Below are 14650 nucleotides of genomic sequence, written 5' to 3' on the forward strand. Positions count from 1 at the left end.
TTGAAGTCAGCCGGGGCCTGGGGCCGGCCGGCTTGAAGTGGTGCCTAGACGTGGTGCCTAGAAGTAGTGCGGGAAGCGGGACCAGTCCGGGTCCCGTTTCTCCAGGAAGGCTTCCTTTCCTTCCACCGCCTCGTCCGTCATGTAGGCCAGGCGGGTGGCTTCGCCGGCGAAGACCTGCTGGCCGGCCAGGCCGTCGTCGGCAAGGTTGAAGGCGAATTTCAGCATGCGGATGGCCTGCGGTGACTGCCGGGCGATGTCCGCGGCGTATTCCAGGGCCACCTCTTCGAGGCGCTCGTGGTCCACGGCCTCGTTCACGGCGCCCATGCGGACCATGTCGTCCGCGGAGTACTCGCGGGCCAGGAAGAAGATCTCGCGGGCGGACTTCTGGCCGATCTGGCGGGCCAGCAGCGCCGAGCCGTACCCGGCGTCGAAACTTCCCACGGTGGCGTCCGTCTGCTTGAACTTGCCGTACTGGCGGGAGGCGATGGTGAGGTCCGAGACCACGTGCAGGGAGTGCCCGCCGCCGGCAGCCCAGCCGTTCACGACGGCGATGACCACCTTGGGCATGGTCCGCATGAGCCGCTGGACCTCGAGGATGTGGAGGCGCCCAGCGCGGGCGGGGTCGATGGTTTCCTGGGTCTCGCCGTCGGCATAGCGGTAGCCGTCGCGGCCGCGGATGCGCTGGTCCCCGCCGGAACAGAATGAATGGCCGCCGTCCTTGGGGGAAGGGCCGTTGCCGGTGAGCAGGACCGTAGCGACGTCCGGGGTCATGCGGGCGTGGTCCATGGCGCGGTAGAGCTCGTCCACCGTGCCGGGGCGGAAGGCGTTGCGGACTTCCGGGCGGTTGAAGGCGATGCGGACGGTGGGCAGGTCCCTGGTTTCCGTTCCGGTTGTTGAGCCCGTCCCGGTGGTCGAGCTTGTCGAGACCCGCTCAACCTGCCGGTGGTACGTCATGTCCTGGAAGTCATCGAAACCGGACACGGTGCGCCAGCGGGTGGGGTCAAAGACGTCGGACACCTTGGCGGGAATTTGGTTGCTCACCGGACAAGTCTAGTAATCGGGTCAGCTGATGCAGAACCCGTTGCCCTCGGGAACGGCAGCTGTCAGGGCTGGACCTGCTGCAACTGCTCGAATAGCTCGGGCGGGATGGCGTAGATGAAGATGACCGCCAGCAGGTTCTTCGCCGCGTGCACAAAGTAGGAGAACATCAGGTTCTTCCCGGTCCACACGTAGACAAACACCAGCGTGCCGCCCATGGCCAGATAGGGGAGCAAAGCACTGAGCGTGATGGCTTCCTGGCCTGCGATATGGATGCCGGCAAAGAGGACTACAGAGAGGGCACAGCACAGCCAGATGTTGAGCCGGCGGCTGAGCTTGCCGATGAGCAGGTGCCGGAAGATGTACTCCTCCACAAACGGGCCCACCACCACCAGGACCGGCACCATCAGCCAGGCAGGAACCTGTTGCATCAGCGCCTGCAGTCCGGCTTGGTTTGCCGACGTCTCCACTCCGCCGCCGGCTGACACCACCACGGCCGTGAGGATCATCATGGCCACCACCGCCGCGGGCACCATCAGCAGCGTGAACCACGGACGCGTGGCCAGCACGCGCAGGTCCCGGGCCATCACACGGCGGGCGGCGGCCAGCGCCAGGATCCCGATCGAGCCATAGAAGATGAGGTTCACGGCGTACGACGCCGCGGCCGGGCTGGGGGCAAGCTGGCTGATGAACGGGACCAGCAGTTCCCCGGCCACGGCGAAGAGCCCGGCCGCGGCCACATAGAGGCTGACGGCGGTGAAATCAAGGGCGGAAAACCGGTAAAGCTCGGGCTGCGGCGCGGGTGGTTTCCGGTGTGTGGTGGCCATGTCTTCAGCCTAGCTCCCCCCCCAACTAGGTAGCGCTAACTGTCGTTTTGAGGCCCCAAAGCGACAGTTAGCGCTACCTAGTTGGGAGTGGGCGGGTGGGCGTCACATTGCGGGGCAAGATCGGCGTCCGGTAGAATGTTCGGCATGCCTAACTTTTTGTTTCGGCGCGCCAAAGTAGCCGTCCGAACCCTCGCCCTTGGATCGGCGGCGTTCCGCGCTGCCGGCGCCGCCGCCGTCGTCCTCCTGTCCCTCTCCCTGACCGCGTGCGGGGGTGCCGCGTCAGGCAACAGCGACAGTGACAAGCCCGTGGTCCTGACCACCTTCACGGTCCTGGCCGACGTCGCCCGGAACGTTGCGGGGGACAAGCTCACCGTGGAGTCCATCACCAAGGCGGGCGCCGAGATCCACGGCTACGAACCCACCCCCGGCGACATCCGCAAGGCAGCCAAGGCGGACCTCATCCTGGACAACGGCCTGAACCTCGAAGCCTGGTTCGGGCAGTTTGTGGAGGGCCTGGACGTGCCGCACGCCGTGGTCAGTGACGGTGTGGAGGTCATGTCCATCAGCGAGGACTCCTACCAGGGCAAACCGAACCCGCATGCGTGGATGTCGCCCGTGAACGTGCAGATCTATGTGGACAACATGGTGACGGCGTTCAGCAAGCTTGACCCGGAGAACGCCGCGGTATTCCAAGCCAACGGTGACGCGTATAAGGCCGAACTGCAGGGTGTGCAGGACGAGATGAAAGCAAGCCTGGCCGGCCTCCCGGAGAACCAGCGCGCCCTGGTGACCTGCGAAGGAGCCTTCTCCTACCTGGCCCGCGATGCCGGGCTCAAGGAGGTCTACATCTGGGCGGTCAACGCCGAACAGCAGGCCACGCCGCAGCAGATCACGCGCGCCATCGAGTACGTCAAGGCCAACCAGGTTCCTGCCGTGTTCTGTGAATCCACGGTGTCCGATGCGCCCATGCAGCAGGTGGTGGGCGCCACCGGAGCGAAGTTCGGCGGCACACTTTACGTGGATTCGCTGTCCGAAGCCGACGGTCCCGTACCCACTTACCTGGACCTGATCAGGCACGACGCCGATGTCATCACCAAGGCCCTGGCCGGCACCTCAGCCGGCACGTCCACCGGCGCCTCAGCAGGGGCGAAGTAATGAGCTCCCCGGCCATCCTGGTTGAAAACGTCACCGTTCACTACGGCGAGGTCCTGGCGCTCGATTCCGCGTCGCTCACCGTGGACGCCGCCCGGATCTGCGGCCTGATCGGCATGAACGGGTCCGGGAAGTCCACCCTGTTCAAGGTGATCATGGGAATGATCAAGCCCGACGCCGGCCGCGTACTGATCGGCGGACAGTCACCCACCAGGGCGCGCAAGGAGGGCGGGATCGGCTACGTGCCGCAGAGCGAGGACGTTGACTGGCAGTTCCCGCTGTCCGTCCGCGATGTGGTGATGATGGGACGCTACGGGCACCAGGGCTTCACCCGGCGCCCCTCCAAGGCCGACCACGCCGCCGTCGACCAGGCCCTGGACCGCGTAGAACTGGGCGAGTTTGCCGAGCGGCAGATCGGGCAGTTGTCCGGCGGGCAGAAGAAGCGTGCTTTTGTGGCCCGCGGCATCGCCCAGGGCGCCACCATGATGCTCCTGGACGAACCGTTCGCCGGCGTGGACAAGCGCTCCGAGGCCACCATCACGCGGCTGCTGCGTGAGCTCGCCTCCGACGGCTGCACCATTCTGATCTCCACCCACGACCTCCACGCGCTCCCCGGACTCTGCGACGAAGCCGTGCTCCTCATGCGCCGGGTCCTGATGCACGGCGCCCCGGAACTGGTGCTGCAGCCGGAGAACCTCGCCATGGCGTTCGGCCTGGATGTGCTGAACCGCGACCTCCCGGAACCTGACCATCCCGCCGTCGCCAGCGCGGCCACTCACGCCGGCACCGAGAGCAGGGGCTGACCCATGGAACTCCTCGACATCCTGCTCGAACCACTCAGCTACGACTTTATGGTCCGCGCCATCATCACCACCGCGCTCGCCGCCGTCGTCTGTGCCGTGCTCAGCTGCTGGCTGGTGCTGATCGGCTGGTCCCTGATGGGCGACGCCGTCTCCCACGCCGTGCTGCCCGGCGTTGTGCTGGCCTACATTGTGGGCGCCCCGTTTGCGCTCGGCGCCCTGGTGTTCGCGCTGATCGCGGTGACCCTGATCGGCGTCGTCCGCAACACCAGCCGGGTGAAGGAGGATGCCGCGATCGGCATTGTGTTCACCTCGCTGTTTGCCCTGGGCCTGGTGCTGATCTCCGTCACGCCCAGCCAGACGGACCTGAACCACATCATCTTCGGCAACCTCCTGGGCGTCAGCATCCCGGACCTGATCCAGGTGCTGGTGCTCGGCGTCGTCGCCTTCGTCATCCTGATCTTGAAGCGCCGCGACCTGACCCTCTACGCGTTCGACCCCACCCACGCCCACGCGATCGGGCTCTCCCCGAAACGGCTAGGGGCGCTGCTTATGGGCCTGCTGGCGCTGACGTCGGTGGTGGCTCTGCAGACCGTGGGCGTGGTGCTGGTGGTGGCCATGCTCATCATCCCCGGTGCCACGGCCTACCTGCTCACGGACCGCTTCAACCGGATGCTGGTCATCGCCCCGGTGATTTCAGCCGTGTGCTCCATCGCCGGCATCTACTTCAGCTACTACCTGGACACGGCTTCGGGCGCCATGGTGGTGCTCACGCAGGGTGTGGTGTTCGCCGCCGTCTACCTGTTCAGCCCCCGGCAGGGACTGATCGGCACCCGGCTGGCGAAGGCCCGCCGCAGGAAGGCCGCCGCACTTCTGGTTGGCTAGGCCCGGGAATCCACGGCAACGCGGGGTCACTTACTGCCCAATACGAGGGGAAACATGGGCGTTAAGTGACCCCGCGTTGTTCCTTTGCTGAGGTCTTGCCTGTGTGGGGCCCGACCTGGTGTGGTTTACCGGGTGGGAACGGGGGAGCGCCGCACGGTGATGTCGCCGTAGGCGCTGCGGGCGCGGATCTCCACTTTGGCGTCCGTCTCGCTTGGCCCGGTGGTGGCATCGAGTCCGTTGTGGACGCGACCGTACTTGGTGCTGAGGTCCAGCCATGCGGCGCTGCCTTCGCGGACGCCGATGGCCAACGAACCTGCGGCGGTCTGGAGGGTGAGGGTTCCGCGGGCCACCTCGCCGACCGTGATGTCGCCGTTGGAGGCCTTGATGGTGGTGGTGTTGCCGGCGCGTTCCAGGGAGACGTCGCCGTTGGCGGCACTGACCTTGAGTTCACCGGCGGCATCCACGATGTACGTGCTGCCGTTGCCGTTCTTGACGCTGGCGGTCCCGTCGATTTCCCGGATCCGAATCTTGCCCGAGCCGGTCTTGATTTCGGCCCGCCCGGCGACACGTTCCATGGTCACGTCGCCCATGCCCGTGTGGACCCGGAGTTCCGTGCAGTGGTCGAGGTGGACGTGGCCCATGTCCGTCTTCAGTTCGGCGGAGCTGAATTCGCCCTCGCAACGGAGGTCGCCCATTCCGGACTTCAACTCCAGGCTGCAGCCGATGGGCACTTCAACGGCGATGTCCACGGCGCCGCCGTCGCTGAACCAGGTGTGGCGGCGCTGGGGTCGCAGCCTTACCTGCAGGCGTCCATCCGTGTAGTCCACGGTGGTCTGCTCCGCCGCCTTGATGTCCAGGGCCCGGGTTGCCTCGCGGGGCCGGATGTTGACTACGGTGTTGGTGCGGTTGCCGGCAACAATCAGAATGTCGGCACGGACGGACACGTCCACCACGACGGCGATTGGTTGGGGCGTCTCGAAGGTTGTCATCAGCGTGCCCATCCTGTGAAGTTCTGCTCGCCGGGATCGCGGCGAATGGTCCGTTGGGTGGATTGGTTCCCGTTGAGGCCGTCCGCGACGGCCCGGATCAGCCAGGAGTTTACGGACAGGCCTTCAAGGCCGGCGGCCTCTTCAACCTGCTGCTTGAGGTGATCGGGAAGGCGGAGCGTCGTGCGAGAGGTGCTGGCGCCGTCGAACTCTTCCGGGGCCTGCCGGGCCGGCTGGCTGGAGCGTTCCGTCACCGCTTCGAAGTCGCTGGCGGCGGGCGGGCTGGTGACCACAAACTCCGGATCGCGGCCCCGGAGCCGTACCTCCACCGACGCCGGGGCCAGCTCGAGGGTGATCTCGCTGGCGGCGTCGGAGAGGGCTTCGAGGAGGACGAGCCGGACGGTGGAGTCAAGCGCGGCAGTGAGGCGTTCGCTGAGTTCCCGGGCCTCAGGGCCACCGGCTTCGGCGGCAACGCCCAGCTGATGCTGGACGGCGGATACGTATTGGTTGAGTTGCATGACACCATTCTGACGTCATTTTGGTGTCACATCAATAATTTCTGGCGAATAATGGTGTCACCGGTGGTGCCCCGGCTTGACGCTGCGGCTTCCGGCGGGGAAGCTGGATCGATGAAGTCCTGAGCAGCAGACCGGCAATGCCGGACTGTTCCCCCGAATCCAGGGCCGCCGTCGAGCACCAGTTCCGGCGGCCACACTGCGGAATCTTGCGAGGACTTGTCTTGACTGAACACCTGAACCTTTCCGGCGTCTCCCACGGCTACGGCGACCGGCAATTGCTCGACGGAATCGGCCTGGTCATCACGGCCGGCGAGCATGTTGCCATCGTCGGCGAAAACGGGGCCGGCAAATCCACGCTGCTCCGGATCCTGGCCGGGCTGGAAGCGCCCGACGAAGGAACTGCGGTCAGCCACGGCCGCGTGGGCTACCTTGCCCAGACGCACGGCCTGCCCGAATCCTTCACCGTGGGCGCCGCCGTCGACGCTTCCCTGGCCTCGCTACGCGCCCTCGAAGCCGAACTTGACCGGCTGGAGGCCGGCCTCGCCGATGCTGAGGACGACGAGCCGGAAACTTACGGCCGGCTGCAGACCGAGTACCAGCTGCGCGAGGGCTACGCCGCGGAATCCCGTGTGGAGGCGGCGCTCGACCGGCTGGGCCTGGGTGGCCTGGACCGGAAGCGGACGCTGGGATCGCTCTCCGGCGGCGAGCAGGAGCGCGTGGCGCTGGCCTGTGTCCTGGCCGATCCGGCGGACATCCTGCTCCTGGATGAACCCACCAACCACCTCGATGCCCGCGGAACCGCCTGGCTGGAGGACCGGCTGGCCGCCCATCGCGGGACAGTGGTGGTGGTGTCCCACGACCGCGTGCTGCTCCGCAAGGTGGCCAGTACCGTGATTGAGGTTGATGCCGAGCGCCGTACCGTGACCCGCTACGGCAACGGCTACGACGGCTACCTCCGCGAGAAGGCCGCCGAACGCCAGCGCTGGGTCCAGCAGTACCACGAGTGGATCGACGCGATGGAGGCGGAGCAGCGGCAGGCGGACACCGTGACCGACAAGATGGGCTATGCCCGCAAGCGCGACAACGACAAAATGGGCTTCGACTTCAAGGCCGGCACTTGGCAGAAAGCGGCCACCAGCAAGGTCCGCAACGCGCAGGAACGGCTCCGGCGGCTGGAAGCGAGCCCCATTGACCGACCGCCGGTGCCGCTGCGGCTTGCGGCGGAGCTCGCCGTGGAACCGGAGGTTCCTTCGGGTGCCTCCGTGGCGACCACCGCATCCGGGGACGACTCCCTCTTGACCGCGTCGGCGGTCCTCGTTGCCCGCGGCGTCGCGGTTCCCGGCCGCCTGGGCGTTACTGATTTCGCGGCCCGCACGGGTGAGAAGATCCTCATCACCGGCCCGAACGGCGCCGGAAAATCCACGCTGCTCTCCGTGCTGGCGGGAACCCTGGAGCCCGTCGAAGGGTTGGTTCAGCGGCCTGCGCGGATCGGCTACCTACAGCAGGAACTCGAACTGCCGCAACGGCCCACGCTCCGCCTGCTGCCGGCCTTCGCGGCGGGCCTCGGCGGCAACATTGATGAGCACGCCGAGGCACTCCTGCGCCTGGGGCTGTTCCGCACCAGCGAGTTCCACGTCCCTGTAGGCAGCCTGTCCGCGGGCCAGCAGCGCAGGCTTGCCCTGGCCCGGCTGCTGCTGGGCGGCTACGGCACACTGATTGTGGACGAACCCACCAACCACCTGGCGCCGGTCCTGGTGGAGCAGCTCGAAGAGGCGCTCGCCGGCTTCACCGGGACCCTGGTCATGGTCAGCCACGACCGCGCCCTCCGGGACTGGTTCGCCAAGAGCGCGAAGAAGACCGACAACTCGCGGACGGACGACGCCGGGCGCTGGATCCGGTACTCGATGGACAAGGGCGTGCTGGCGCCGGCCTGAGTCGGTCGCGGGGGCCCCGGCGGTCTGCACGCCGGTCCGACCGCCCACTAGGCCCGGAAAACGGTGAGATTTGCGCAATGGAAAAGTTACGCACCGACCGGCAGGCGGAAACATCGGCGGCGGAAGATAGGCCTTATGCCAGTCTCCCGCCGGCCGAAAGGATCTGTCCGTGATCACCAAGAACCTTTTCCTGCAGGGCATCTTCCCGTTTGAGGGCGCGGGGCTGGAAAAACCCGTCCCCATCCACAGCGAGCTCTCGCACTACGTTCCGGACGGCGTCATCAACCAAACGCTCTACTTCCGGGGCGGCAATTCCAGCAGTGAACTCATCACCGTGGTGCTGATGCGGAACGGCGTGCCCATGCGCTATTTCCCCATCGGCGCCAAGAGCGATGTCCATGTGCCGCTGCGGGTGGTGGAGGACATCGACGGCGGCTCGGTGGTGGAGCTCTACCTCGCCGCACCGGATGGTGTTGGGGGATCCGTGGTGGTGGACCTGGGCATGGTGGAACACTGATGACCAGCATGCTGGACCGGCCGCAGGGCAGGCACGCAGGCGCCGCGCCACGCCGTCGGCTGCTGGTGGTGGGCAACGGGATGGCGGGCGCCCGGGCCGTGGAGGAGATCCTGGCCCGCGGCGGCGCCGAGCAGTTCACCATCACCATGTTCGGCGACGAGCCGTACGGCAACTACAACCGGATCATGCTCAGCCACGTCCTCTCCGGCGAGGAAAGTGACGCCGACATCTTCCTGAACGCCCTGCCCTGGTACCGCGAGAACAGCATCACGCTGCACGCCGGGGTCCGTGTTGACCGAATCGACAAGTTCACGAAGCACGTCTTTTCCAATGACGGCCGCGTGACACCGTACGACACCCTCATCATCGCCACCGGGAGCCGCTCCCACATGCCGCCGATGGACGGGCTGTACACACCTGGCGGGTCCGTGAAGCACGGTGTGTTCGGGTTCCGCACCATCGATGACACCCGACGGATGGTCCAGCATGCCCGGCAGGAGCATCACCGGCGGGCGGTGGTGATCGGCGGCGGTCTGCTGGGCCTCGAGGCGGCCTACGGCCTGAAAAGCCACGGGATCGACGTGGAGGTGGTGCACTCCAGCGGGCACCTCATGAATGCGCAGATGGGGCCCGACGGCGGCGCGGTGCTGCGCAGGAGCGTGGAGGCCCTGGGTATCCGGGTGCACACGTCCAGCCGTACCACTGCTGTCCTCGGGAGGGACATGGTCAGCGGCGTCAGCCTCCGGGACCGGGAGGACATCGCCTGCGACATGGTGGTGGTGGCCGCGGGCATCCGGCCGAACGTGGACGTGGCTGTGCTGAGCGGGCTGCCGGTGGAGCGGGCCATTGTGGTGGATGACCGGCTGCGGGTCCAGGATGAAGACGATGTCTATGCGGTGGGGGAGTGCGTCCAGCACCGCGGCGAGGTCTATGGCCTGGTGGCGCCGCTGTGGGAACAGGCCGTGGTGCTCGCCAACCACGTGACCGGCGTCGACACATCGTCGGCCTACCTGGGCTCGCGGACCGCCACCAAGCTGAAGGTTGCCGGCGTCGACGTCGCATCCATGGGACTGCACGGTCCCGAACTCGACACCGACGAGCACATCGTCTTCTCGGAGCCCAGCCGCGGCATTTTCAAGTCCATCGTGGTCCGCGACAACAAGATGGTGGGTGCCACGCTCGTGGGCGACAGCCGGAAGGTGGCCTACCTGACGCAGGCCTACGATCGCGGGCTGCCGTTGCCGGAGGAGCGGATCGCCATGATGTTCGACATCGGCGGGCCGGGTGAGGCGGTGGGCGTGGCCGAGCTCGACGACGGCGCCCAGGTCTGCAACTGCAACGGCGTCAGCAAGAAGGCCCTGGTGGACGCAGTGAAGGGCGGCTGCACCACGGTGTCCGGCGCCATGGACGCCACCCGCGCCGGCAAAGGCTGCGGTTCCTGCAAACTCCTGGTGAAGCAGGTGGTGGAGTGGGCGGCGGACGGCGCGGTGGAGGAGGACCCGGCCGCCAGCTACTACGTGCCCGGGATCCCGCTGGACAAGCCGGCCCTGATGGCCGCCATCCGGAAACAGGGCCTGCGCTCCGTGTCCCAGGTGTTCACGGCCCTGGCTCCGGGGAGCGCCGAGGATGCGAAGTCCAAGATGGGCCTGGCCTCGCTGCTGAAGATGATGCTCGCGGACCAGTACATCGACGAACGCGATGCCCGCTTCATCAATGACCGCGTACACGCCAACATCCAGCGCGACGGCACCTTCTCCGTCGTTCCGCAGATGAAGGGCGGCGTGACGTCCGTGCAGCAGCTGCGCCGGATCGCCGACGTCGCCGAAAAGCACAACGTTCCCCTGATCAAGCTGACCGGCGGGCAGCGGATCGACCTGCTGGGGATCCCCAAGGAGGACCTGCCGCAGGTGTGGGCGGACCTGGACATGCCGTCCGGCTACGCCTACGGCAAGAGCTTCCGCACGGTGAAGACCTGCGTGGGCAAGGACTTCTGCCGGTACGGCACCGGCGATTCCACGAAGCTGGGCATCGAGATCGAGTCCCGGTTCCAGGGCATCGAGTCGCCGGCCAAGCTGAAGCTGGCTGTGTCCGGTTGCCCACGGAACTGCGCGGAATCGCTGGTCAAGGACGTGGGTGTGGTGGCTGTGGAGGGCGGACGGTGGGAGCTTTACGTCGGGGGAGCGGCGGGCGCCCACATCCGCAAGGGCGACCTGCTGGCCACCGTGGATGACCCCGAGGAGGTCATGCTGCTGGCCGGCCGGTTCATGCAGTACTACCGCGAGCAGGCCAACTGGCTGGAACGGACGTACTCCTTTGTGCCGCGCGTGGGCATCGAGCATCTCCGCGCGGTCATCGTGGAGGATTCCGAAGGTGTCGCCGCGCAACTGGACGCCGCCATGCAGGCATCCGTGGACAGCTACGTGGATCCGTGGAGTGAACGCGACGATCCACTCACGCCGGGCCAGTTCCGCACCTCCCTGCCGCTCACGGTCCTGCCCCAGGTGCCGGTCCGATGAACGCCGATCCGATCAGCACCGAGCCCGTCAGCACCACCAGCCACATCCTGGGCCCGGTGGACCAGATCCCGTTCGGCGAGGGGAGGGCCTTCGGGGTGGACGGCGAGCAGGTGGCGGTCTTCCGGCTGCGGGACGGAACCCTGCGCGCCCTGTCCGCGGTCTGCCCCCACCGCGGCGGCCCCATTGCGGACGGCACCATCGACCGGGAGGTGGTGATGTGCCCGCTGCACCAGCACGCGTTCAGCCTGGAAACCGGCTGCTCCAGCACCGGCGCCGAACCTTTGCGCACGTACAGCGTTCAGGAGGATGCCGAACAGAACATTGTTCTGAAGTATCCCCATATTCGTGGCAATAGTTTGGCTTAACCGGGCCCGGGTGTAGCCCGCGTCACTTGCTGCGGTTTGAGTCTTGTAGGATAGACAGGCCGCGCGAACTTCGACGTACTGTGACTTTCCATACAGAAAATTCCTTGAAACATCAAGAAACAGAATTTTCGGGATGGAGAAGTCCCTGCCAAGGGTGCCGGCCAATCCCCTACCCCCCAAGGAATTGTTGTGCCTCAAAGTACCCCCACAGAACTCGTGAGCCCGACGGCGCAATCCGCCGTCGTCGACTCCACCCTCAGCGCCGAGGGCTACAAAAAATCCCTGAGCGGACGCCAGGTCACCATGATTGCCATGGGCGGCGCCATCGGCGTCGGCCTCTTTATGGGTGCAGGCGGACGCCTGGCCTCCACTGGCCCTGCGCTCATTTTCTCTTACGCCATTGCCGGCGTTATCGCCTATCTGCTGATGCGGGCCCTGGGCGAGCTGATCATGTACCGCCAGACGTCGGGTTCCTTCGTCAGCTACGCCGGTGAGATGTTCGGCAAGAAGGGCGCGTACCTGTCCGGCTGGATGTACTTCATCAACTGGGCCATGACCGGCATCGCTGAACTCATCGCGATCGGACTGTACTTCCAGTTCTTCTTCCCCAACGTGCCTGTCGAACTCAGCGCCATCGCCGCGCTGCTGCTGCTCGTGGGCGTCAACCTCATGAGCGTCAAGGCGTTCGGCGAATTCGAATTCTGGGCTTCCTGCCTCAAGGTCGGCGCCATCGTGATCTTCCTGGCCGTGGGCACCTTCATGGTGGTCACCAACGCGCAGGTGGGCGACGGCAACGCCTCGGTGAACAACCTCTTCGCAGCCGAAGGCGGAATGTTCCCCAAGGGTGCGCTGGTGATGATCCTCGTCCTGAACGCCGTGATTTTCGCCTACAACGGCATTGAACTCGTCGGCATCACGGCCGGTGAAATGCAGGACCCCGCCAAGGAGGTTCCGAAAGCGATCCGCGCCGTCGTCTTCCGCATCGTGGTGTTCTACGTCGGTTCCGTGACGCTCCTGGCGATGCTGCTGCCCTCTGACCAGTACGTGGCCGGCACCTCGCCGTTCGTCACCGTGTTCGGCCAGATGGGCCTCGGCTGGATGGGCGATGTTATGAACATGATCGTCATCACCGCCGCGCTGTCCTCCTGCAACTCGGGCCTGTACTCGATCGGCCGGATCTTCCGGACCATGGCCAACAATGGACATGCTCCGGAGTGGCTGACCAGGATGTCCAAGAGCCACGTGCCGTACGCCGCCATCCTGGCCATCGGCGCCGTCTACTTCGTTGGCATCCTGCTGAACATCTGGCTGGGCGGCTCACACGCCTTCGACCTCGCGCTCAACTCCGCATCGATCGGCGTGATCTTCACCTGGGGCGCCATCTTCGCCAGCCAGATCGCGCTGCGCCACAAGAAGGGCAAGGTCTCCTCCCTGCCCGCGCCCGGCGGAACCTGGAGCAGCTGGGCCGGACTCATTGCGCTGCTGGCCATCACCGTACTCATCGGCTTCGACACAATGACCAGCAAGACCGGCGAGGTATTCCACCTCGGCCTCTGGACCCTGGCCACCATCCCGTTCTTCGCCCTGGTCCTGTGGCTGGGCTGGCAGAAGGTCAAGCACAACGAGCCCAAGAGCGAGCTCTTCTGCTAGGTCTTTTCGCCTCAGCAGCCGGATGCTCAGCAGCCGGACGCTAAGAAGTCCGACGACGGCGGGTCACCCTTTCGGGGGCGGCCCGCCGTCGTCGTCGGTTGAGCATGTCGAAACCCGTGTGCGTTCCTGCCCAGTTGCTTTGCCCGGCGCGCCCAAGAGTCCGGCGCGTCGCGCTTGGCCGACGGGAACCCGGGGGACAAACTGGGCTGGAGCGCTCAGGTCCGGTTGGCGTCCACGCTCTTGAGGTGCCGGGCGAAGTGGTCTTCGATCCGCTGCCAGGCTTCGGGGGAGGACTCCGGGTCGGGGCCGATGCCCATGACCCGCAACAGCGGCCGGAAAACCGCCGGGCCCAGGTCGATTTCGTTGAGGAACGCGTGGCCCGCAGTGGGAAATTCCTTGACGCTGTTTTCGATGCCGAGGTTCTCCAAGGCGGTCTCAAGCTTGCCGGCCGCGCCCTTGAGAGTGAAGTCGCGGCCGCCGAAGTTGGCCACGATGGGGCAGGCTCCGCGGAGGCTTTGCTCGAGATTGCCGGGCAGGCGGCCGTAGTTGACCGAGGCCGCGTCGAAGCCGTCGCGGGCCACCAGCAGCGCGAATCCTCCGCCCATGCAGAACCCGATCACCCCGGTCTTGCCGGTGGACTGCGGCGAAGTGGCCAGCCAGGAGCGGGCGGTGGCGAGGTCGGTGAACGCGCGGCCGCTTCCCCTGAGCATGCTCCGCATGGTGCTGACCAGGCAGCGGCGCGGGCCGCCGTCGCTGAACAGGTCCACCGCCAGCGTCAGGTACCCGGCGCGGGCCATCCGGTCTGCGTGGCCGCGAACGAGGTCGTTCAGGCCGAAGGCTTCGTGGATCATCAGGACCGCGGGAAACGGACCTTGCCCGGAAGGCGTGGCGAGATATCCGCCGAGCGAAGGCGAACCGCCGGCAGCGGCACTCTGGGCACTCAGGTCCACATAAGTCATGGGCCAAGGGTAGCCGCCACGGTCAAGCCCTCCATCGACGGCTCCGTACGGGCCCTTTTGGGGCGTCAAAAGGGCGCCCGGGCCCACGCCGGCAGGGTTCCCTGGCCGAGCTTGCGAGGCGAGGGGGTCGGTGGGGAGCAACGGATGGCGGTCGGCGGACACAAGAACGGCGGCGGATCCCCCATGGGAATCCGCCGCCGTTCGAATACGGAAGGACTAGTCCTTGAAGGTGTCCTTGACGTTTTCGCCGACCTTCTTGGCGTCAGCCTTGACCTGGTCCGCCTGGCCTTCGGCCTTAAGTTTGTCGTTATCCGTGGCGTTGCCGGCCGCTTCCTTGGCCTTGCCGCCCAGGTGCTCTGCTTCGTTACTGATCTTGTCTCCGAGGCCCATGAGTCTGGCCGCCTTTCGTGTCCCGTTGATCTAACAATGCTTTTTCAGCCTAACACAAAGCATGCTTACTATTTCAAGAGGTTTTCGGATATTAGCTGCCTGTCGAATGTCAG

General features: G+C 66.2%; 14 protein-coding genes. 8 read left to right on the forward strand and 6 right to left on the reverse strand.

The features are described from left to right. Positions 1 to 57: 57 nt before the first annotated feature. Together ACVWY0_RS08610 and ACVWY0_RS08615 are read right to left on the reverse strand one after the other, a co-directional pair. Positions 58 to 1041, reverse strand: coding sequence for a 1,4-dihydroxy-2-naphthoyl-CoA synthase (locus tag ACVWY0_RS08610; RefSeq protein WP_485836321.1), 984 nt, complete (start codon positions 1039 to 1041; stop codon positions 58 to 60). 62 nt (positions 1042 to 1103) lie between these two features. Then, positions 1104 to 1865: a CPBP family intramembrane glutamic endopeptidase gene (locus ACVWY0_RS08615; RefSeq protein WP_485836322.1), complete on the reverse strand. Its 762-nt coding sequence runs from the start codon at positions 1863 to 1865 to the stop codon at positions 1104 to 1106. A 144-nt stretch (positions 1866 to 2009) separates the two neighbouring features. On the opposite strand from ACVWY0_RS08615, the gene ACVWY0_RS08620 reads away from it, so the two are divergent. Genes ACVWY0_RS08620 through ACVWY0_RS08630 form a run of 3 tightly spaced genes read left to right on the forward strand, consistent with a single transcriptional unit; the run spans position 2010 to position 4702 of the window. Beyond that, positions 2010 to 3020, forward strand: a complete 1011-nt coding sequence (locus ACVWY0_RS08620) for a metal ABC transporter substrate-binding protein (RefSeq protein WP_485836323.1) — start codon at positions 2010 to 2012, stop codon at positions 3018 to 3020. Then, a complete protein-coding gene (locus ACVWY0_RS08625) occupies positions 3020 to 3820 on the forward strand; it encodes a metal ABC transporter ATP-binding protein (RefSeq protein WP_485836324.1) in 801 nt (266 codons plus the stop codon). Before ACVWY0_RS08620 ends, ACVWY0_RS08625 begins: the two co-directional genes overlap by 1 nt. A gap of 3 nt (positions 3821 to 3823) precedes the next feature. Continuing rightward, complete coding sequence (locus ACVWY0_RS08630) at positions 3824 to 4702, forward strand: metal ABC transporter permease (protein WP_252570238.1); 879 nt, start codon at positions 3824 to 3826, stop codon at positions 4700 to 4702. Between the two features lie 125 nt (positions 4703 to 4827). Here ACVWY0_RS08630 and ACVWY0_RS08635 read toward each other — a convergent pair whose 3' ends face one another. After that, complete coding sequence (locus ACVWY0_RS08635) at positions 4828 to 5691, reverse strand: DUF4097 family beta strand repeat-containing protein (protein ID WP_485836325.1); 864 nt, start codon at positions 5689 to 5691, stop codon at positions 4828 to 4830. After that, positions 5691 to 6206, reverse strand: a complete 516-nt coding sequence (locus ACVWY0_RS08640) for a histidine kinase (protein WP_485836326.1) — start codon at positions 6204 to 6206, stop codon at positions 5691 to 5693. Before ACVWY0_RS08640 ends, ACVWY0_RS08635 begins: the two co-directional genes overlap by 1 nt. A 221-nt stretch (positions 6207 to 6427) precedes the next feature. On the opposite strand from ACVWY0_RS08640, the gene ACVWY0_RS08645 reads away from it, so the two are divergent. The 5 genes from ACVWY0_RS08645 to ACVWY0_RS08665 all read left to right on the forward strand — a co-directional run bounded on the left by ACVWY0_RS08645 (position 6428) and on the right by ACVWY0_RS08665 (position 13188). Further along, positions 6428 to 8140, forward strand: a complete 1713-nt coding sequence (locus ACVWY0_RS08645; protein ID WP_485836327.1) for an ABC-F family ATP-binding cassette domain-containing protein — start codon at positions 6428 to 6430, stop codon at positions 8138 to 8140. Positions 8141 to 8309: 169 nt separating this feature from the next. Continuing rightward, complete coding sequence (locus ACVWY0_RS08650; RefSeq protein ID WP_111908939.1) at positions 8310 to 8657, forward strand: molybdopterin oxidoreductase; 348 nt, start codon at positions 8310 to 8312, stop codon at positions 8655 to 8657. Further along, positions 8657 to 11173, forward strand: a complete 2517-nt coding sequence (gene nirB, locus ACVWY0_RS08655; protein WP_485836328.1) for a nitrite reductase large subunit NirB — start codon at positions 8657 to 8659, stop codon at positions 11171 to 11173. Before ACVWY0_RS08650 ends, nirB begins: the two co-directional genes overlap by 1 nt. After that, a complete protein-coding gene (locus ACVWY0_RS08660; RefSeq protein ID WP_252570228.1) occupies positions 11170 to 11538 on the forward strand; it encodes a Rieske (2Fe-2S) protein in 369 nt (122 codons plus the stop codon). The genes nirB and ACVWY0_RS08660 overlap by 4 nt, the downstream gene beginning before the upstream one ends. A 189-nt stretch (positions 11539 to 11727) precedes the next feature. Further along, positions 11728 to 13188, forward strand: a complete 1461-nt coding sequence (locus tag ACVWY0_RS08665; protein ID WP_485836329.1) for an amino acid permease — start codon at positions 11728 to 11730, stop codon at positions 13186 to 13188. Positions 13189 to 13403: 215 nt separating this feature from the next. Here the strand turns inward: ACVWY0_RS08665 and ACVWY0_RS08670 are convergent, their stop codons facing one another. Together ACVWY0_RS08670 and ACVWY0_RS08675 are read right to left on the reverse strand one after the other, a co-directional pair. After that, positions 13404 to 14147, reverse strand: coding sequence for a dienelactone hydrolase family protein (locus ACVWY0_RS08670; RefSeq protein ID WP_485836330.1), 744 nt, complete (start codon positions 14145 to 14147; stop codon positions 13404 to 13406). Between the two features lie 216 nt (positions 14148 to 14363). Continuing rightward, on the reverse strand, positions 14364 to 14537 hold the full coding sequence (locus ACVWY0_RS08675; RefSeq protein ID WP_058931408.1) for a CsbD family protein: 174 nt from the start codon (positions 14535 to 14537) through the stop codon (positions 14364 to 14366). Positions 14538 to 14650: the final 113 nt, after the last annotated feature.

The organism is Arthrobacter sp. UYNi723 (assembly GCF_054057635.1).